Source organism: Aminobacter sp. NyZ550 (assembly GCF_025628925.2).
Lineage (GTDB): Bacteria > Pseudomonadota > Alphaproteobacteria > Rhizobiales > Rhizobiaceae > Aminobacter > Aminobacter ciceronei.
In genome coordinates, this window is record NZ_CP114191.1 from 515,558 (window position 1) to 535,925 (window position 20,368).

Sequence of the window (20,368 nt, forward strand, 5' to 3'; positions counted from 1 at the left end):
GGTTCAGTTCCCCTTCCTGGGCAGGCGCTGACGCGGATTGACGAGCATGGCCAAAAAGTCGGCGGCAAAATTGAGCGAGATGAAGATCGTCGAGAACAGCACGCCGCAGGCCAGCACCATCGGGATGTCGCGATAGGCGACCGCGTCGACCATCAGCTTGCCCATGCCGGGATAGTTGAACACCGCCTCGATCACCACGACGTCGACGATCAGATACGCCATGGTGATCATGCAGATCGAGACGATCGGCGACAGGGCGTTGGGCAGCGCGTGCTTGAGGATGATCCTGTTGCGCGGAATGCCTTTGGTCTCGGCCATCAGGATATAGTCGGAACTCATCACTCCGAGCACGGCAGCGCGGGTGAGTTTCATCACATGGGCCTGGGCTACCAGCACCAGGGTCAGCACCGGCAATGTCAGCGCCGAAATCCATGTCGGCAGGCTGGCGCTGGAGCGAACCATCGACAGCGGTGGAAACAGCCCCAGCTTGACCGCGAAGATGAAGACCAAGAGGTAGCCGATCAGGAACGACGGCATCGACAGGAAGATCGCGGAGATCGAACCGGTGGCGGCGTCAATCGCCTTGCCGCGGTTGATCGCCGCGAGCAGCCCGACGCCGACGGCCAGCGGCAGGACGATCACCGCCGCCGAAAAGGCAAGGATCAGCGAGTTGATCAGCCGCGGCACCAACAGGTTGATGACCGGCTGCGAATTGGACAGCGATGTCCCGAAATCGCCGTGCAGCGCATTGCCGAGCCAGTGGAAATAGCGCACCGGCAAAGGTTGGTCGAGGCCCAGCTCGGTACGCAGGGCCAGGACCGTTTCAGGGGTGGCATTCTGGCCGAGCAACGCATTGGCTGCGTCGCCCGGCAACATCGACGTTCCCAGGAAAACCAGGAACGAAATGAAAAAGATCGACACGAGCCCGGACGCAACCCTGGCGACTACGAACGATTTCACCGGGGAATTGGCGAACAGAGTCATGCCGTCTTGTCCTGTCAGGCGAACCAGACCTGCTCGATGGCGCGGTAGCCGGCCATCTGCAGGGCCGACGGCACGAAACCGTCGAGGTCGCTGGTCGTGCCTTCAACCGTGCTGGAGAAGAACGGAATGATGGTGCCGCCATCTTCCCGGCAGATCTTCTGTGCGGTCGCATAGAAGGCCTTGCGCTTCTCGAGGTCAGGCTCGGCGCGCGCGGCGATGACGGCGGCGTCGAAGTCCTTGTTCACCCACTTGCACTCGTTGTTTCCGGATGTGCTGAGGAAGGCGACCGAGAAGATCGCATCGGCAGTCGGCCGGTCGGAACGGGCCGAAACATGGAACGGCGTCTGGCCGACGATGGTTTCCCAATAACCGTCCGACGGCTCGCGCTTGACCTCGATCGGAATACCCGCCTTGGCGGCGTGCTCCTGGAAGATCACCGCCATGTCGACGGCACGCGACGAGATCGCTTCCGAGGTCTGCAGCACCAGCGGACCCTTGAAGCCGGTCTTGTCGAACAGTTCCTTGGCGCGCTTCGGATCGTATTCAGTCTGCGGCAGGTCGGCGGCAAAGACCGGATCGCTCGGTGCAACCGGTGTATCGTTGGCGATGCGGCCGACGCCGACCGAGACACGCTCGAGCATGTCGGGACGGTTGACGGCGAGCTTGAGCGCCATGCGCATGTCGGGATTGTCGAACGGCGCCATGTCGGTGCGCATGTTGAAGCAGATGAAGCCGCGGCCTTCGGTGTTGTAGATCTTCAGGTTCTGCATCTGGCGCATCAGCGGCGCGGTACGGGCGTCGAGCAGCGTGGTCAGATGGATCTGGCCGCTCTGGAACGCGCTGCCAAGCGCCGAGGCATCGTTGATGGCGAGGAATTCGAGGCTGTCGACGAAAGCTGCGTCCGACTTGAAGTAGTTTTCGTTGCGCTCGGCTTCGAGAACCTCGCCCGGCGAAAACCGCTTCAGCTTGTAAGGGCCGGTGCCGACACCGTCGAAGGTCGTCGTCCCGGCCGGAACGATGCCCAGCGAGAACGCCGTCAGCATCGCCGGGAACATGTAGTTGGCTTCGGGCAGGTCGATGATGACGCGGTTCGGCCCATCGGCGCGGATATCGCTCACGCCCTTGATGATACTGCGCATGTTGGAGCGCGACGCTTCTTCGGCATGGCGCTTCAGCGAGAACACCACGTCCTCGCTGGTAAAGGCCTTGCCATTGTGGAAGGTCGCACCTTCGACCAGATCGAAGATCCAGCTCTTGCCGCCATTGGCCGGCTCCCAGCTCTTGGCGAGGCCGGGCCGCAGTTCCATGTCGAGGCCATGGACCTCGATCAGCGAATTGTAGGTGATGCCGGACATGACCGCGGTATAGGGCGAACCGAACGTGCGCGGATCCAGCGAATCCGCCGTCGAGGCGCCACCGCTTGCCACGACAAGGTGCCCGCCGCGCTTGGGCTCGGCCGCCCATGCGCCACCGCCGGGCAAAGCCGCCATCAGGCCGGAAGCCGCTGAGATCTTGAGCAGGCTTCGGCGCGAAATCGTAAACATCTTCCTCACTCCCTTTTTCGCAAATTGACCCGCAACGCCGCTTCTCTTGCGGCGTTCAGCAGGCATTCCCCTCTGCATTTCGGCTTGGAACCAAAGCGGCAGGACGCAGACCCTGCCGTTCCTCCGTGGTCAGTCGCCGGCTTCTCCTTTCGCCAGGTCGCCCAACTGACGCGACTTGACGAACTGCAGACGTCCGTAAACGAGGTTTCTGGCCGCATCGGGCTCACGCGCCTCGATGCAGGCGATCAGCGCGCGCTGGAACGCCACCGCGCGACGGGCCACGTCAGGCGAAGATCCCCTGACATAGAGCGGCATCAGGACATGGCTCAGCGCCCTGAATTGCGCTGCCAGCACCCGATTGTGTGAGGCGGCGACGACGCAGCCGTGAAAGTTGATCGCCGCCCAGGTGAACTCCTCGGCGTCGTCGACCAGACGCTCGGCCTCGGCCAGCGCATCATGCAGCGCCTTGATGTCGGCACCGGTCGCATTGCTGGCGGCAAGCCCCGCCGCCATCACTTCGATGGCAATCTGCGTGTCGAGCAGTTCCTCGGTGCTTATCCCGATCAGCTTCAGCTGAATGGCGATGGTCTCGGCCAGCCGCTCCGAATTGCCCTCGGCAACGAAGATGCCGCCCTTGATGCCGACCTTGACCTCGATCACGCCCGACGCCTGCAGCGAACGCAAGGCATCGCGCATGGTCATGCGGCTGACGCCGAACTGCAGCGCAAGCGAAGCTTCCGAACCCAGCCGATCACCGGGCGCCAGCCTGCCGGCAAACAGCACGGTCCGGATCTGGTCGATCACACTCGCCGACAGCGTCGTCTGCTTGCCCGAAGACCACAGCCGCTCGGCCGGGCCAACCATCTGGGTAAGACCGCTACCTTCGGCGTCAGGTGCCTTTTGCATGTCGATCCCTTTGATAAGATATTTAGGACAAAAAAGATCATTCCAAGCCAAATATCAAGCGAAAAATGACGATTGCGCGACCAAATTTTTTAAACTATCATATATTTCAAGATTGGCGGTGACGAGCTCCCGCATTCAACAATTTCAATCAGTTGAGTTGGATATGGTCACAGAAGATCAGATAGATCGCTCGTTGCGCATCGGCTCCGAGAGGGTTCGGACGGCCGATCGCGAGATCCTGCCCGTCATCAACCCCGCCAGCGGTGAAACCGTCGGCGAAATCCCGGTTGCGACCACCGTCGACCTGGACAATGCACTGGCTGCGGCCGACACGGCCTTCCGCTCCTGGCGCAAGGTTTCGGCCTTCGAGCGCTACAAGATCCTGCGCCAGGCAGCGGCCCTGCTGCGTGAACGCGCACCTGCCATCGCCCGCTTCATGACGCTCGAACAAGGAAAGCCGGTCGGCGATTCCATGGCCGAGGTGCAAGGTGCTGCCGACATCTTCGACTGGTATGCCGAGGAAGGCCGACGCGCCTATGGACGCATCATCCCTTCGCGCACAGCGGGTGTCCGCAGCCTGGTGTTCCGCGAGCCGATCGGCCCGGTCGCAGCCTTCACGCCGTGGAATTTCCCGGTCACCATCCCGGCGCGCAAGATCGCCGCTGCCCTTGCCGCCGGCTGTTCCTGCATCGCCAAGCCGGCTGAGGAGACACCTTCACCGACGCTGGCGATTGCCCAGGCGCTCGCAGATGCCGGCCTTCCCGACGGCGTGCTCAACATCGTCTTCGGCGTGCCGGACCATATTTCGACGCATCTGATCGCATCGCCGATCATCAAGAAGATTTCGTTCACCGGCTCGACCCGCGTCGGCAAACACCTCGCCAGACTGGCGGCAGACGGCGTCAAGCCGGCGACGCTCGAACTCGGCGGCCACGCTCCCACGATCGTTTTCGCCGACGCCGATATCGAGAAGGCGGCGGAGATGACGGCACGGTCCAAGTATCGCAATGCCGGCCAGATTTGCATCACGCCGACACGCTTTTACCTGCACGAAGCCATTCACGACCGGTTCGTCGCAAAATTCCGCGCCGTCGCTGCGTCACTCAAGCTGGGTGATGGCCTCGATCCTGCAACGCAGATGGGTCCCCTCGCCAATAGCCGCCGCATCGACGCCATGGAAAGCCTGGTTTCGGACGCGCAGCGCGCCGGCGCCCGCATCGAGTTGGGCGGCGAACGCAAGGGCGAGCGCGGCTACTTCTGGCAGCCGACCGTGCTGACCGACGTACCGAACGAGGCGCGGATCATGAATGAGGAGCCGTTCGGCCCGGTCGCTGTGACACGTCGATTCAAGGACTTCGAAGAGGTCGTTGCCGAGGCCAACAGGCTTCCTTTCGGCTTATCCGCCTATGCCTTCACCCGCGACACGACGACGGCCACCCGCATCGGCGACGAACTCGAATCCGGCATGGTCGGCATCAACAACATGATGCTGACGACGCCCGAGACCCCGTTCGGCGGGGTCAAGGAGAGCGGCTATGGCTCCGAAGGCGGGGCGGAAGGCCTTGATAGCTATCTCGTGACCAAATTCGTGACACAGGGTTGAAGCGTAGCGCAATGACCGAGCATTCCATTCCCAACTTCCGTGAGATCGGCGAAATCACCGGGTCGACGGATTCCCGCGACGTGCTGGCGCACGCCACCAAGCAGGCCGCCAGGAATTTCGACGACTATCTCATCGTCGACGTCGACGCCCATGTTTCGGAAGATCATTTCTGGTCGGAGATCATCGACCTGATCGACAATGACGTGCTGCGTCAGATCGGCCAGCACCAGGTCAAGGGCTTTGGCGGCCAGAACGCGCTGCTCAACATCTCACCGGGCCTGTCGCTGCAGAGCGTCGGCGGCCGCATCGGCCACCAGGGCCGGCGCGAGCCGGTCAGCGACGACAGTGTCCACCGCTTCATCTCGACCGCCCGCCGCAGCATGGATGCGATGGGTCTCGACTACCAGGTGGTGTTCCCGAGCGCCATGCTGCTGCTCGGCATGCACCCGCAGGACGAGATCGAGGTGGCGCTGGCCAAGGCGTTCAACCGCTGGATGATCGAACGCATCCTGCCGATCGACAGCCGCATGAAGGGCCTGCTCTATTTGCCCTTCAACACGCCCGAGGCGTGCGAAGAGCTGGTCGAGCGCTACGGCGACACCGAAGGCATCATCGGCTTCACTGTCTGCTCGACCCGCAACAAGCCGGTCCACCACGACTGCTACATGCGGCTCTATTCGATGATCCAGGATCTGGACAAGCCGCTGGCTTTCCACTCCGGCTATCATTGGGGCGATCCGTCCTTCGCGCAGCTCAACCGCTTCCTGTCGATGCATGCGCTGTCGTTCACCCACTACAACCAGATCCATCTCACCAATTGGATCGTCAACGCGATGCCCGAGCGCTTCCCCAAGCTCAACATGCTGTGGGTGGAGAGTGGCCTCGCCTGGATCCCGTTCCTGATGCAGCGGCTCGACCATGAAGTGCTGATGCGCCCCAGCGAGGCCCCTGGCCTGAAGCGGCTGCCGAGCGAATATATGCGCGAGATGTACTACACGAGCCAGCCGCTCGAGCGCACCAACATGAAGCTTCTCGAAGCGACCATGGAGGCGATGAACGCCGAGACCCAGTTGCTCTACTCCTCGGACTGGCCGCACTGGGACTGGGATTCGCCGGCGACCATCGACTCGCTGCCGTTCCTCTCCGAGCAGGCCAAGCGCAACATCCTCGGCCTCAACGCCGCGCGGCTGTTCAAGCTCGACACGACCCGTCGCAAGCCGCTGGCTGAGGACGTCCTCGCCAATCGCCCCAAAACCGCATCGTAATGGCACAGAACATGACGACATCAGAACATGGCGCTGGTTTCAGCGCGGCCGCCGCAGCGATAGCCGCATCTGCTGAGGAGGCCCTGGCATCCGGAACGCTCGACAGGGTGAGCGAGGCCGATATCGCCGTAGCACTCACCGCGCTCGGCAAGCTCTACGCAACCAAAGTCGAGAAGTCGGACAAGATTTTTCCGCCTGTCGGCCAGGACGCGCTGACCGCCACCGAGACAGCAGTCTTGGTCAGCGAACTGCTGCGCGCCGCCGATCTCAACGTCTTCGACCTCGCAATGTGGTTCCGGAGGGCATCGTGAGCGCCCCTGACATGGCGACGGCAGCGTCGCAACAGATCGTGTTGGGCCGTCACGACGAGCTCAAGAAGCGCCAACGCATGGTCATCGATGTCGACGGCACAGGCATCGGCATCTACTTCGTCGGCGAAGAAGTGCGCGCCTACCTCAACATCTGCCCGCATATGGGCGGACCGGTGTGCCAGGGCAAGATCATGCCGCGCACGCTGGAACTGGTGGCCGACAACGGCAAGAGCCTCGGCCTTGGCTTTTCCAAGGAACAACTCCACATCGTCTGTCCCTGGCATGGCTTCGAGTTCGACATGTTGACCGGCCGTCACCCGATCGACCCAAAGGTCGGCCTGACTCCTGTTCCCGTGCAGGTAACCGACGGCAACGTCGTGGTGACAGTCGGGAGCCCACGGGCATGACGGCGATGGTGGAAACCGACGTCCTCATCGTCGGCGCCGGGCCGGTCGGGCTGACGCTGGGCATGATCCTGGCGCAGCGCGGCGTCGCCGTGACGATCCTTGAGACACGTCACCATGGCGAACCGCCGAACGTGAAATGCAATCACGTCTCGGCACGTTCGATGGAGATACTGAGGCGGCTGGGCGTCGCCGGCGCGGCACGCAATGCCGGCTTGCCCGAGGATTATGCCAACGACATCGCCTACCGCACCTCGATGACCGGCAAGGCGATCACGCGCATCCCCATCCCCTGCCGGCGCGACCGCTTCACGGCAACAGGCGGGCCCGATACCGACTGGCCGACGGCCGAGCCGCCACACCGTATCAACCAGCTGTTCCTGGAACCGATCCTGTTCGAACACGCAGTGGCAATGCCGGGGCTGACGGTGCTCAACCGCACCGAATATCTGGCGCATGCCGAAACCAAAGATGGCGTGCAGATCAGCGCCCGCAACATAGACAGCGGCGAACAGACGACGATCACGGCGCGTTATCTCGCCGGCTGCGATGGCGGCCGCTCGCAGGTTCGCCGCGACATCGGCGCCAAGCTCGTCGGCGACGCCGTCGTGCAGCGCGTGCAGTCGACCTACATCCGTGCGCCGCAGTTGCTCGGCATGATGAACGACGCGCCGGCCTGGGCGAGCTTTTCGCTCAATCCACGGCGCAGTGGCAATGTTTATGCCATCGACGGCCGCGAGACCTGGCTGGTGCACAACTATCTGCGTGACGACGAGCCGGATTTCGACAGCGTCGACCGCGACTGGTCGATCCGCGAAATCCTCGGCGTCGGACCGGACTTTTCCTACGAGGTCCTGTCCAACGAAGACTGGTTCGGCCGTCGCCTCGTCGCCGACAGCTTCCACAAAGGCCGGGTCTTCATCTGCGGCGACGCAGCACATCTGTGGGTGCCTTACGCAGGCTACGGCATGAACGCCGGCATCGCCGACGCCGAGTGCCTGGGCTGGCTGCTTGCCGCCAACATCGCCGGATGGGGCAATGCAGGCATGCTCGATGCCTATGCCGCCGAGCGCCAGCCGATCACCGAGCAGGTCTCGGTCTTCGCCATGAACCATGCCCATGCCATGGCCAAGGAACGCAAGGTCGTGCCTGTCGACATCGAAGACGACACGGCAGAAGGTGCCGCCGCGCGCGAGGCGCTGGGACGCAAGATCTACGACCTGAACGTCCAGCAATATTGCTGCGGCGGCCTCAACTTCGGCTACTATTACGACCACTCGCCGATCATATCCTATGACGGGCAGGCGCAGCCGGCCTACTCGATGGCCGAGTTCACGCCGTCGACGGTGCCCGGCTGTCGCACGCCGCACATCTGGTTGGCGGACAAGCGCTCGCTCTATGACGCGATGGGCCCCGACTACACGTTGCTGCGCTTCGACCCGACCCGCGACGTCACACCCTTGATGGCGGCGGCAGCCGCGCGTGGGATTCCGGTCCAGCTGCTTGACGTGGTGCCCGGCAGCGATGGCGTGGGGCCTTACGCCGAAGCCCTGGTGCTGTCGCGTCCTGACCGGCACGTCGCCTGGCGCGGCGATGCCTGCCCGACCGACCCCAACGCCCTGCTCGACACCATCACCGGCACCACCGCCTCAATGAACTGAGGCGGGCCAATGCGAAATTTTCTGGAATTCTGGAGTGCCCGATGAAGATCATCGACTGTCACGCACATATGGCGGTGCCGCATCAGCTTCCCGCCTACAAGGCCAGCATCCTGTCGCATCGCGGCGCGCATGGCCGCAAGGCGCCGCCTGTCTCCAACGAAGCGCTGGAGCAGGCCTTCAACCGCGTCGAGATGGCACCGATGGGTCACCTCGCCTGTCTCGACCAGGCCGGCGTCGACATCCAGCTTTTGTCGCCGCGCCCGTTCCAGCTCATGCATTCCGAAGAACCCAAGAAGCTGGTGCACTGGTATGTCGAATACGCCAACGACATCATCGCCCAGGAATGCGCACTCTATCCGGAGCGCTTCTATGGCGTCGCCGGCCTGCCGCAGACCGGTGACAGCCCTATCACCGAGGCGCTGCCGGAGCTCGAACGCTGCGTCAAGGAATTCGGCTTCCGCGGCTGCCTGATCAACCCCGATCCGTTCGAAAACAATGGCCGCATGGCGCCGCCGATGGGCGATCGCTACTGGTACCCGCTCTACGAAAAGCTCTGCGAACTCGACGTCGTCGGCCATATCCATTCGGCAAGCTCACGGGCGCCTGAGCGCGAACCCTATTCGCTGCACTTCATCAACGAAGAGACCACCGCGGTCTACGGCCTGTGCAAGTCGACCGTGCTGGAAGACTTTCCCGAGCTCAAGATCCTGGTCAGCCACGGCGGCGGCGCGATCCCCTACCAGCTCGGCCGCTTCGACGCGACCACGGTGCCGCGCAACGGCATGTCGACATCAGGTGTGCGTTTCCGCGACAGGCTGCAGAAGCTCTATTTCGACACCGTGCTCTATTCGCGCGACGCGATCGAACTGCTGGTCAAGGTGGTCGGCGCCTCGCAGTGCCTCTACGGCGCGGAAATGCCCGGCGTCGGATCATCGATCGATCCCGAGACCGGCGAGACCTTCGACACCATCATCCCGCACATCAACGGTCTGTCGTTCATCTCTGATGATGAACGCAAGGCAATCCTGGGCGGCAATGCCGCGCGGCTTTTCAACATCGAAGCCTGAAGCCAGGTCACCTGAAGCGCAGCCTTGGAACAGCATGGAGGCTACCTATGGCGAAAATAGTCGGTTTCATCTGCACGGCCCATGGGCCGCAACTGCACACCACGCCTGACAAATGGCTGCTGCGCGTCCAGTCGGACCGAACCCGCATGCACCCGTTCCGGGGCGGCGTCTATTCGTTCGACCAGCTCTGCGAATTGCGCAAGGACGAGAACCTTGCCGAACGCAGCACCATGGCGGCGATGACTGCAAATTATGAGAAGTGCCACATCGCCAGCGAACGACTGGCCGATGCCTTCGATGCCATGAAGGCCGACGTCGCCATCATCTTCGGCAACGACCAGCACGAAATCTACGGCGAGGATTTGAGCCCGCCCTACATGATCTACTACGGCGACAAGATCCGCCATCATCCGGCGACCGAAGAGGGCCGCCGCCTGATGCCGCCTGGTGTCGCCGAGGGCGAGGCCGGGCATGCACCGGAAGAGTATCGCGAATACGATACGGTGCCGGAGCTCGCCAAGCACATCATCGGCAATCTGGTCGAGAACGAGTTCGACATCACCGTCTCGCCAAAACTGCCGACACACAATCCGCGCACGACCGGCATCAGCCACGCCTTCGGCCATATCTACCGCCAGGTGATGCGCGACAAGGTCATCCCCAACGTTCCGATCTACCAGAACACCTTCTTCCCGCCGAACCAGCCGACCGCCCGCCGTTCCTACAAGTTCGGCCAGGTCGTCGGCGAGGCCATCCGCTCCTGGAACAGCGACGCCCGTGTCGTCGTGTTCGGGTCGGGCGGCATGAGCCATTTCACCATCGATGAGGACTGGGACGCCCGCTTCATGCAGGCGATGCGCGAAAAGGATGCCGAGTTCCTCAAGAACATCCCGCTTTCGGAGCTCCAGTCGGGCACTTCGGAGATGAAGAGCTGGATCACCACCGCAGGTGTCATGGAAGCCTACGACACAGAGTTCCATGAAGTGGCCTATGTGCCTTGCTACCGCTCACCGGCCGGTACCGGCACCGCCCAGGGCATGTACTGGTGGGGCGTCAAGTCATGAGCGCAGAGTTGCTTGAACGGCTGCGCCAGCTCGATGCCTGCACGGTCTCGGACGCGCTCGACGCACTCGGCCTGCCTGGTGCCGTCACCGGCATCGCCCGCCGCTCCGGCAGCGGCGTGGTGGCCGGGCGCGTTGTCACTGTCGCCCTCGCCGAAGGCCCGGCGCCGGCAGGCGCACCCAAGGTCCATCTTGGTGCCCGCGCCATCGAAGCCGGCGACGCCAACTCGCTGATCGTCGTTTCCCATCCCGGCATCGATGCCGGCGGCTGGGGCGGAGTGCTGACCCAGGCCGCGCGCCTTGTCGGCATCCAGGGCGTGATCGTCGATGGGCCGTTGCGTGACATGGACGAAGCCAACGGGCTCGACTTTCCGATCTTTGCCCGCGCGACCACCGTGCGCACGGCTCGCGGCCGCGTCCATGAGGTCGCAACCAACGTGCCCGTCACCATCGACGCGGTGATCGTGACGCCCGGCGACTACGTCATTTCAGACGGTTCGGGTGCGGTGTTCATCACCGCCGACAATGCAGAAAAGGTGATCCGGACCGGCGAGCGTATCGCTGCCAAGGAACGCCTGATGATCGAAGCCCTGAAGACCGGCAAGCCGGTCTCCCAGGTGCTCGGCGCCGATTACGAAGACATGCTCGAGGCAATTCAATGACCGACCAGGCCGTAGAACGCGCCGGAAAACACGACTGCGCCACCCTGTCCGACGCCATGGACCGGCTCGGCATCGAAGGCGTCTGCCGGGGCATCAAGCCACGCGACCACAAATTCAGGCTTGTCGGCCGCGCCTTCACCGTCCGCTACGTGCCGGTCGACGTGCTGGCACCGGGCAATGTCGGCGACTTCATCGATGACCTGCCGGCCGGCACCGTCGTTGTGCTCGACAATCGCGGCCGCGAGGACTGCACGGTCTGGGGCGATATCATGACCCAGTTGGCCAACCACAAGGGCCTTGCCGGGACTGTCATCGACGGCGCCTGCCGCGACGTCGATCTTTGCCTCAGGCTCGGCTACCCGATCTATTCGCGCAGCTATTCGATGAAGACCGGCAAGGACCGTGTCCAGGTCGACGCCACCGGCATCACGGTCGAGATCGGCGGCGCGCTGGTTCGCCAGGGCGACATCCTGGTCGGCGATGCCGACGGCGTCGTCATCATTCCGAGCGAGCGGGCCGAGCAGGTTCTCGACCTCGCCGACGAGATCGCCATCGCCGAAAACGCCATCCGGAAAGCCATCACCGAGGGCATGTCGCTGCGCGATGCCCGCGTGAAGTACCGCTACCACTCACTGCAGACCCGCCAGTCATGAACAAGGTCGTCCGCAACATCGAACGCGCCGACAGCGCGGCAATCGCCCGGCTGGCCAAGGCCGGCGTCGCCACCACCCACGAAGCTCTAGGCCGCACCGGCCTGATGAGCTCGCGCATGCGGCCGATCTATCCGGGTGCCGCCATAGCGGGAAGCGCCGTCACCGTCCTGGTGCCGCCCGGCGACAACTGGATGATCCATGTGGCTATCGAGCTAATCAAGCCAGGCGACATCCTTGTCGTGGCACCTTTCTCGCCGTCCGACGCCGGCTATTTCGGCGACCTGCTGGCGACCTCGGTCATGGCGCGCGGCGGCATCGGCCTGGTCATCGACGCAGGCGTCCGCGACATCCGCGACCTCACCCAGATGAAGTTTCCGGTCTGGTCGACAGCGATCTGTGCCCAGGGAACGGTCAAGGAAACAATCGGATCGGTGAACGTTCCGGTCTCGTGTGCCGGTGCGGTGGTCAATCCCGGGGACGTCGTCGTCGCCGATGACGACGGCGTCGTGATCATCCCGCGCCAACTGGCCGATACCGTCGCACAACTTTCCGAGCGACGCATCGCCGATGAGGAAGCCAAGCGCACAGAACTCGCCAAGGGCGTCCTCAGCCTCGATCTATTCAATCTGCGCGGGCGCCTGAAGGACAAGGGCCTCGAATACTGACGCCAGACACGGCGCCGCAAACCAGTCAGCAGCAATGGGTGAACTCATGAAAACTCAGGTCGGGATCATCGGCGCGGGGCCAGCCGGCCTGCTTGTGGCGCGCATTCTCCAGCTCAACGGTATCGACTCGGTGATCCTCGAACGACGCACGCGGGCCTATGTGCTCGAGCGCGTGCGGGCGGGCGTTCTCGAATCGGGTACTGTCAACACGCTGCGCACCTACGGTATGGGTGAGCGCCTCAACCGTGAGGGCATTCCGATGCGCTCGATGCAGTTGTGCTGGGACAGGCAGAAGGCCGATATCTCGCTCGACGACGGTACCGGTCGGCACCTGACCACCTACGGCCAGCAGAAGATCGTCGAGGACCTGATCCTTCAACGCGAGGCCGACGGCCTGCCGATCGTCTTCGAAGCCGACGTATCGCGGCTCGACGGTATCGAGGACGCTCCGCGCATCCACTATCGCCATAATGGCGAAGATAAGGTGCTGGAGTGCCAGTTCATCGCCGGCTGCGACGGCTACCACGGCGTCAGCCGCAGGCACATTCCGGGCTCGGATGAGCACGTCTTCCTGACCGAATACCCGTTTGCGTGGCTCGGCATCCTGGCCGAGGCGGCGCCGCTTGCCGCCCGCCGCGGCTTTGCCCATTCAACACGCGGCCTGGCTGTTGCCTCCGCCCGATCCGCGTCGGTCGGCCGGCTCTATCTGCAGGTCGAACCCGACGCCGACCCCAATGCGATGAGCGACCAGCAGATCTGGGATGAACTCGACATCCGCATGGACGACGGCACGGCAGCGCAGCTCAATCGCGGCCCGATCATCGAGCGCTCAGTGGCGCGCCTGCGCGGCTATGTCTGCGAGAAGATGCGCCACGGCCGCCTGGCCATTGCCGGCGACGCAGCACATATCGTTCCGCCGAGCGGCGGCAAGGGGCTTAACCTCGCGGTTGGTGATGCGCGCATCATGGCCGAAGCGATCCGCCGTTTGCTGACGACCAACGACACCACCCTGCTCGACAGCTATTCGGAGATGTGCCTGCGGCGGATCTGGCCGACGGTCCATTGGGCCTGCTCGATGTGCGAGGCGCTGCACATCTTCCCCGGCCAGACGAGCTTCCAGACCCGGATGCAGTACCAGACGCTGAACCACTGGGGAAATACCGAGATCGGCCAGCAGCGGCTGCGCAAGGCCCAGCTCGGCCTGCCTTACGAAATCTGATCCGGACCAATTCCGGAACACGGCGACAAGCCGATCCCGGCGATAGGCCTTCAAAGGGAAAGGGCGGCGTTCCGATGGAACGCCGCCCTTCTTTCATTCACGCGGACCAAAGCCCGCCGCCACCGAAGTCAGCCACAGACCGCGACGATGGCGTTGGCGACATGGCCGACATTGCTGTCGTTCAAGCCGGCGACGTTGACGCGACCCGAGCTGGTGATGTGGACATGGTGCTCGACCTTCATCCGCTCGGCGTCGGCAGGGGTGATGCCGAGCATGGCAAACATGCCGCGCTGTACGCCGAGGAATCCGAAGTCGCGCGTCGTGCGACCTGCAAGCGCTGCCACCAGCTTTTCGCGCATGCCGTTGATGCGTCCGCGCATTTCGGCGACCTCGCCTTCCCAGGTCGTGCGCAGAGCCACATTGCCAAGAATGTGAGCGACGACCGAAGCACCGTGGTCCGGCGGCATCGAATAGTTGGTGCGGACGACCGGCAACAGGTGGCCGTGCGCGCGGCTGGCCGTGGCCTCATCCTTGGCCACCAAGGTCAGCGCGCCAACGCGTTCGCGGTAGAGCGCAAAGTTCTTCGAATATGAGCTGGCAATCAGCATTTCCGGCAAGCGCTCGGCCAGGAGCCGGACGCCGGCGGCATCCTCGGCCAGCCCGTCGCCGAAACCGAGATAGGCCAGGTCGATCAGCGGGGTGGCGCCGGTCGAGGCGAGCAATTCGGCGATTTCGGCCCACTGCGCCAGGCTCGGGTCGGCGCCGCCGGGGTTGTGGCAGCAGCCGTGGAACAGCACCAGGTCGCCGGGACCCGCGGCGCGCAGCGCCTCGATCATCCGGTCGAACTGCAGCTTGCCCGACGCGACATCGTAATAGGGGTAACGGACCACCTGGAGGCCAGCAGCGGCCAGCAGAGAAGGATGGTTCGGCCAGGTCGGATCCGGCAGGAAGACCTTGGCGCCCGGCTTCACGCTGTGGGCGAAATCGCCTGCGACACGCAACGCACCAGTGCCGCCCGGCGTCTGGATCGCCTGCGACCGCGCAAGCAGGCCGCTATTGGCGCCGAAGATGAGTTCCCGCGTCAGGCGGTTATAGTCCTCGTTGCCGGCCGAAGAGACATAAGCCTTCGACTTCTGGTTCTCCACCAGGAAGGATTCCGCCTGTTTGACCGTTGCCAGCACCGGCGCGTTGCCCTGCCCGTCCTTGTAGATGCCGATGCCGAGGTCGACCTTGTCGGCGCTCGGGTCGTCGCGGAACTGCTGCATCATTCCGAGCAGCGGGTCGGCTGTCGGCGTGGAGAGATTTGAAAACATATCACCCTCTATTGTCTCGTATTATGAGACTTTATCGCGCGTTTTGAACATGGTCAACTCGAACTCATCAAGCTGACCTCTTGTGGCGCGCGTCCTCTAGCATTTTTCCTGATGTTACACGACAGCCAGCCCAAGCGGATTCCAACTCGGACCAGCTATCGCGTTTTGTCGTTGACTAGCGAGACGATGTAACGCATTATGAGACGACTTTGCATTTCATGTGACTCTTCGCAGGGTTCTGGGACGCGCCTGGGCCGGCAAAACGGCCTCGGGTCAGAGCCCGCCCTGCAAGCGAAACCAATCGGAGAAAAGCGGCGTGAACGGGAACTACGAACCTATGGAGCTGACCGGAGGACAGGCGTTGGTCGCCCAACTCCTGGAAGAAGGCGTGACCGATATCTTCGGCATTCCCGGTATTCAGCTCGACTGGGCGGTTGACGCCATCCGCAGCCAGCCGGACCGCATTCGCTACATCATGCCCCGCCACGAGCAGGCGACGTCCTACATGGCCGACGGCTATGCCCGCACCACCGGCCGCGAAGGCGTGTTCATGGTCGTGCCAGGCCCCGGCGTGCTCAACGCTCTGTCCGGCCTCGCCACCGCCTATGCCTGCAGCTCGCGCGTGCTCTGCATCTCGGGCCAGATTCCCTCGACCCTGATCGGTCAGAAGCACGGCATGCTGCACGAAATCCCCGACCAGAGCGGCATCCTCAAGTCGCTGACCAAGTGGCACGGCATCGCTCATCGCCCCGAGGACGTTCCCGCGCTTGTCCATGAAGCCTTCGTGCAGCTGCGCTCGGGCCATCCACGCCCGGTCGCCATCGAATTGCCGCCTGACGTGCTGCAGGCCAAGGGCGTGACGAAAGTCTTGCCGCGCGCCGAATTCAGCCGCCTCGAACCGCAGCCCGACACCATCGAGGAAGCGGCCGCCATCCTGGCGCAGGCGAAGTTCCCCGTCATCCAGGTCGGCGGCGGTGCCGCCGCATCAGGTGCCGGCAAGGCCATCCAGGCGCTCGCCGAGCGGTTGCAGGCGCCTGTCGTCATGACTGACGGCGCACGCGGTCTGCTTGATGACAACCACCCGCTTGCCCTGACATCACTTGGCGGACGCGCGGTGTTCCCGCATGCCGACGTCATCGTTGCGGTCGGAACCCGGTTCATCGACGGCATCGCCAAGCCGACCCATGCCAGCGGCGACACCAGATACGTCTATGTCAATGTTGATGCGGGTGCCGCCGGAGCACCCCGCACGCCGGGCTGCCTGGTGCTGTCGGACGCAACCGCCGCCGCCGAAGCCCTGCTCGCAGCTCTGCCGTCCGAAATACGAGCTTCGTCATCGGACAAGATCGGCAAGGTCAAGGCCTGGTCCGCATCGCAGACCGATGCCATCCAGCCGCAAACCGACTATGTCAGGGCCATTCGCTCCAGCATGGCCAAGGACGACATCCTCGTCAGCGAACTGACCCAGGTCGGCTACTTCTCCAACATCGCCTTCCCCGTCCATGCCGCCAATTCTTACGTCACCCCGGGCTACCAGGGCACACTGGGCTACGGCTTCAACACCGCACTCGGTGCCGCCCACGGCAATCCGGACCGGCGCGTCGTTTCGCTCAATGGCGACGGCGGCTTCGGCTGGGGCATGCAGGAACTGGCGACGCTGGCGCGCGACGGCTGCAACATGTCGGTCGTGGTCTTCGTCGACGGCCACTACGGCAATGTCCGCCGCATCCAGCAGCGCACCTTCGGCGACACCTTCGCGGTCGAACTCGCCAACCCGGACTTCGCCCATCTGGCAAGCGCCTTCGGCCTGCCCTTCGAAAAGGTGGACTCACCATCGGGACTTCACGACGCACTTGTGCGGGCAAAAGACAGCAACGGCCCGGTCCTGATCGCCGTCTCGGTCAGCGAAATGCCGAGCCCCTGGGCGCTGATCCACCCCTTCGTGCCCTCGCCCGTCACGCCACCAGCCAACCCGCTGGGCTGAACCTCACCGGGCCCGGCATCCCGCGGACGCGCGGCCGGGCCTCCTCGAACGGCTTGGGATGGCCGCAAAAATGAACGACGGTCACCAGCAGACTGCCGACGCGACGATCGAGGTGATCGTCCGTCGGATTTCCTACGAAACGCCGACGGTCCTCTCATACGATCTCAGGCCTACCAACGGCGCGCCCCTGCCTTCCTTCGACGCGGGCGCCCATATCGACGTCCATCTTCCCGATGGTCTGGTGCGGCAATACTCTCTGATCGGTGCGCCCCATGCTTCAGACTACCGCATCGCCGTCGCACTCGACCGGGCAACACGCGGCGGTTCGCGCTGGCTGCATACAAATGCGCGGCCCGGCGATCGGATCAGGATTTCGCAGCCCCGTTCGACCTTCGCGCTTGCGGACTCCAGAGCCACGTCGATCCTGATTGCAGGTGGCATCGGCATCACGCCCCTGCTGGCCATGGCGCGACAGCTGCACGAGGAAGGGGCTGACTGGACGCTACATTATGCTGTGCGTTCGCGAGCCGAATGCGCACTTCTCGACGAGCTCTCGGCGCTCAGCGACAACATCCAGCTTCACGTCGACAGCGAAAAAGATGGTCTGCTCGATATCGCGCGCATCGTCGCTCAGGCAACGCCGGATGCACAGCTCTACTGCTGTGGTCCCGCGCCGATGCTCGATGCGTTCCTGGACGCCGCCTCGTCGCGCGATCCCTCGACCGTGCATTCCGAATCCTTCACGCCAACCGTACCGGCCGCCGATGATGGCGGCTTCATTGTCGTCCTGAACAAGTCGGGGCTCTCGATCCAGATCGGTGCCGACCAGACAATCCTCGATGCGCTCGAACAGGCCGGGGTGCATGCGCCCTCGTCCTGTCGCAACGGCGTCTGCGGCACATGCGAAACCCGCGTGCTGGAGGGTGTGCCCGACCACCGCGACAAGGTTCTCAGCGACGCGGAACGTGCGGCCGGCAACACGATGATGATCTGCTGCTCACGCGCCACGACAGCACTGTTGCGGCTCGACCGCTAGGGGAGGAATGACAATGACAAAAGACGGATCGGCCTACGCCTTGCCCAAGCCGACATATTTCGCCGAGCTGACCGAAGTCGGGCGTGGAACGCCGATGGGCGAACTGCTGCGGCGCTATTGGCACCCGGTCGGACTGTCGGGAGACGCCACCGCCACGCCGCGAAAAATCATGGCGCTGGGCGAGGAGCTTATCCTGTTTCGCGACGGCACCGGCCGGCCCGGCCTCGTGCATCCACGCTGCGCCCATCGCGGCGCATCGCTCTATTATGGCCGGGTCGAGGAGCAGGGCATTCGCTGCTGCTATCACGGCTGGCTGTTCGATACCGAAGGCAACTGCCTGGAACAGCCTTGCGAGCCCGAAATGGGTGCGAAGACCCGCGGACATATCCGCCAGCCGCATTATCCGCTGGAGGAAAAATACGGCCTGATCTTTGCCTATATGGGCCCGCTCGACCGCAAACCCGTGCTGCCGAGCTATGATGTGCTGGAGACGCTCGAGGTCGGCGAATTTCTCGAAACCGACAACAGCAGCATCGGCAGCGGCGGGCCGGTCATCGTCGACTGCAATTGGCTGCAGCACTATGAAAACGTGCTCGACCCATTCCATGTGCCGATCCTGCACGGCTCCTTCAGCGGCGACCAGTTCAATTCCAAGATGAGTCTGATGCCGCGCGTGAGCTTTCACTACACGCCGCGCGGCGTCTCCAGCCTGCAGCTGCGCGATCTCGAAGCCGGCGAGCATCAGCGCATCACCGAGGCCGTGATCCCGACAGTGCGCGCGGTGGCAAGTCCGGTCGCAACCGTCGACGGCCCGTGCAGCCTGCTCGGCTGGGTGCTGCCGATGGACGATACGTCGTTCCGCATCTATTCGGTAGGCCGCGTCAGCGAAGCCGGCACGCTGGCCAAGATCCGCTCGAAATATGCCGGCAAGCTCTGGCACGAGCTGACGGAGCAGGAGCACCAGAGGCTGCCGGGAGACTACGAGGCGCAAGTCGGCCAGGGGCCGATCACCTTCCACTCCGAGGAAAACCTGACCTCGACCGACCAGGGCATCGGCATGCTGCGCCGGGTCCTGCGTCAGCAGGTCGACGCCGTTGCCAACGGCAAGGATCCGATCGGGGTCGTCTTCGATCCGACCAGAGCGCTGGTCGAGCTCGAGGCCGGATCGCGAACGATCGCCAAGGGCATCTAACCGGTCGCCGGGGCGCAACCGCCCTGCGGGCCGGCAAAGCTGATCTGGTTTAGCTGGATTGCTTCGGCATCAGGGCCGGGTTGACTCCGTCGGCATAACGCTTCTGGATTTCGCTTGCGACCGATCTCACGGTTGCCAGCAGTTGGACATCGGGCTCAGGCACCAGCAGCGACGACGACAGGATGACGCCGAGCGCGGCACAGACCTGGCCGTCGGCCTCGAAGATCGGGGCGGCGATGCCACCAAGCCCGTTGCCGCGCGTGTCGGTCTCGAAGTCGACGCCATAGGCCGTCAGGTTCTCGACGACCCGCGGCGGCACCGGCTTCTTGTTTTCGAAATAATAGAACAGCCGGGCTGCCGGCGATCCCGGCAAGCTCAGCACCATACCCGGCTGCACCATGATGCCAGGCTCGAAAGGATTGGGCACCGCGTGCACAACCATCGCGCCACCCTTGATCGGCGTTGTCAGCAAGGCCGTATGGCCTGTTTGCGCGCACAGCTCGTTGAGATAGGGCCGCGCGATCTCGACGACATTGCTGCGGTAGACGGCGGCTCTGCCGAATTTGAACAGCTTGCGACCGAAGACATAGCCCTCGCCCTCGCGGGCGTGGTCGACGAGACCGAGCCGCGTCAGCGTCTGCAGGTGCCTGGAAACCCTGGCCTTGGTCATGTCAAGCGAGCGGGCCAGCTCTGTCACGCGCACCGGACCAGGAGCATCAGCCAGCGCATCCAGAATCTGGACCGCGACCTCGACGCTTTTTACTGTTGACGAGGATCCCTGCTCGTCGTCATTGTCCTGGCTCGACCGTCTCATGCTGTTCTTCCGCTGCGCATGGCC

General features: G+C 63.7%; 19 protein-coding genes. 14 read left to right on the forward strand and 5 right to left on the reverse strand.

What is annotated here, in order from left to right:
- Positions 1–3: 3 nt before the first annotated feature.
- The 3 genes from N7E70_RS29650 to N7E70_RS29660 form a co-directional block, all read right to left on the reverse strand.
- Complete coding sequence (locus N7E70_RS29650; RefSeq protein ID WP_263005296.1) at positions 4–984, reverse strand: ABC transporter permease; 981 nt, start codon at positions 982–984, stop codon at positions 4–6.
- A 14-nt stretch (positions 985–998) separates the two neighbouring features.
- Positions 999–2,528, reverse strand: a complete 1,530-nt coding sequence (locus N7E70_RS29655; protein ID WP_067967591.1) for an ABC transporter substrate-binding protein — start codon at positions 2,526–2,528, stop codon at positions 999–1,001.
- 129 nt (positions 2,529–2,657) lie between these two features.
- Positions 2,658–3,434 carry a FadR/GntR family transcriptional regulator gene (locus N7E70_RS29660; protein ID WP_067967588.1) on the reverse strand — a complete coding sequence of 259 codons (777 nt, stop codon included), beginning with the start codon at positions 3,432–3,434 and terminating at the stop codon, positions 2,658–2,660.
- Between the two features lie 163 nt (positions 3,435–3,597).
- Between N7E70_RS29660 and N7E70_RS29665 the strand changes: the two genes are divergently transcribed.
- From N7E70_RS29665 to N7E70_RS29715, 11 genes are read left to right on the forward strand one after another with little or no spacing between them, the layout of a single operon-like run.
- Positions 3,598–5,037 carry an NAD-dependent succinate-semialdehyde dehydrogenase gene (locus N7E70_RS29665; protein WP_263005297.1) on the forward strand — a complete coding sequence of 480 codons (1,440 nt, stop codon included), beginning with the start codon at positions 3,598–3,600 and terminating at the stop codon, positions 5,035–5,037.
- 11 nt (positions 5,038–5,048) lie between these two features.
- Positions 5,049–6,302, forward strand: a complete 1,254-nt coding sequence (locus N7E70_RS29670) for an amidohydrolase family protein (RefSeq protein ID WP_154384273.1) — start codon at positions 5,049–5,051, stop codon at positions 6,300–6,302.
- Between the two features lie 11 nt (positions 6,303–6,313).
- Positions 6,314–6,613 (forward strand): hypothetical protein, encoded by a 300-nt coding sequence (locus N7E70_RS29675; RefSeq protein ID WP_157097240.1) that lies wholly within the window; start codon positions 6,314–6,316, stop codon positions 6,611–6,613.
- Positions 6,610–7,020, forward strand: coding sequence for a Rieske (2Fe-2S) protein (locus N7E70_RS29680; protein WP_210252501.1), 411 nt, complete (start codon positions 6,610–6,612; stop codon positions 7,018–7,020). The genes N7E70_RS29675 and N7E70_RS29680 overlap by 4 nt, the downstream gene beginning before the upstream one ends.
- On the forward strand, positions 7,017–8,678 hold the full coding sequence (locus N7E70_RS29685; RefSeq protein WP_263005298.1) for an FAD-dependent oxidoreductase: 1,662 nt from the start codon (positions 7,017–7,019) through the stop codon (positions 8,676–8,678). Before N7E70_RS29680 ends, N7E70_RS29685 begins: the two co-directional genes overlap by 4 nt.
- 41 nt (positions 8,679–8,719) lie before the next feature.
- Positions 8,720–9,745, forward strand: coding sequence for an amidohydrolase family protein (locus tag N7E70_RS29690; protein WP_182574310.1), 1,026 nt, complete (start codon positions 8,720–8,722; stop codon positions 9,743–9,745).
- Positions 9,746–9,792: 47 nt separating this feature from the next.
- Positions 9,793–10,809 (forward strand): hypothetical protein, encoded by a 1,017-nt coding sequence (locus N7E70_RS29695; protein ID WP_067967568.1) that lies wholly within the window; start codon positions 9,793–9,795, stop codon positions 10,807–10,809.
- Entirely contained in the window at positions 10,806–11,468 is a 663-nt protein-coding gene (locus N7E70_RS29700) for an RraA family protein (RefSeq protein ID WP_182574309.1), read from the forward strand. Before N7E70_RS29695 ends, N7E70_RS29700 begins: the two co-directional genes overlap by 4 nt.
- Positions 11,465–12,121 carry an RraA family protein gene (locus N7E70_RS29705; RefSeq protein ID WP_067967562.1) on the forward strand — a complete coding sequence of 219 codons (657 nt, stop codon included), beginning with the start codon at positions 11,465–11,467 and terminating at the stop codon, positions 12,119–12,121. Before N7E70_RS29700 ends, N7E70_RS29705 begins: the two co-directional genes overlap by 4 nt.
- A complete protein-coding gene (locus tag N7E70_RS29710; protein ID WP_067967559.1) occupies positions 12,118–12,786 on the forward strand; it encodes a 4-carboxy-4-hydroxy-2-oxoadipate aldolase/oxaloacetate decarboxylase in 669 nt (222 codons plus the stop codon). Before N7E70_RS29705 ends, N7E70_RS29710 begins: the two co-directional genes overlap by 4 nt.
- 46 nt (positions 12,787–12,832) lie before the next feature.
- A complete protein-coding gene (locus tag N7E70_RS29715) occupies positions 12,833–14,005 on the forward strand; it encodes a 4-hydroxybenzoate 3-monooxygenase (RefSeq protein WP_263005299.1) in 1,173 nt (390 codons plus the stop codon).
- 128 nt (positions 14,006–14,133) lie between these two features.
- On the opposite strand, the gene N7E70_RS29720 is transcribed toward N7E70_RS29715, so the two are convergent.
- The gene (locus N7E70_RS29720; protein ID WP_067967554.1) at positions 14,134–15,318 is read right to left on the reverse strand and encodes an amino acid aminotransferase; all 1,185 of its coding nucleotides are present in this window, start codon (positions 15,316–15,318) and stop codon (positions 14,134–14,136) included.
- Between the two features lie 316 nt (positions 15,319–15,634).
- On the opposite strand from N7E70_RS29720, the gene N7E70_RS29725 reads away from it, so the two are divergent.
- From N7E70_RS29725 to N7E70_RS29735, 3 genes are all read left to right on the forward strand, one after another.
- Positions 15,635–17,302, forward strand: a complete 1,668-nt coding sequence (locus N7E70_RS29725) for a thiamine pyrophosphate-binding protein (RefSeq protein WP_263005300.1) — start codon at positions 15,635–15,637, stop codon at positions 17,300–17,302.
- A 70-nt stretch (positions 17,303–17,372) separates the two neighbouring features.
- Positions 17,373–18,338, forward strand: coding sequence for a PDR/VanB family oxidoreductase (locus N7E70_RS29730; protein ID WP_263005301.1), 966 nt, complete (start codon positions 17,373–17,375; stop codon positions 18,336–18,338).
- 7 nt (positions 18,339–18,345) lie between these two features.
- Positions 18,346–19,530 (forward strand): Rieske 2Fe-2S domain-containing protein, encoded by a 1,185-nt coding sequence (locus N7E70_RS29735; RefSeq protein WP_263005302.1) that lies wholly within the window; start codon positions 18,346–18,348, stop codon positions 19,528–19,530.
- Positions 19,531–19,579: 49 nt separating this feature from the next.
- Here the strand turns inward: N7E70_RS29735 and N7E70_RS29740 are convergent, their stop codons facing one another.
- Positions 19,580–20,344, reverse strand: coding sequence for an IclR family transcriptional regulator (locus N7E70_RS29740; protein ID WP_067967550.1), 765 nt, complete (start codon positions 20,342–20,344; stop codon positions 19,580–19,582).
- Between the last annotated feature and the right edge of the window lie 24 nt (positions 20,345–20,368).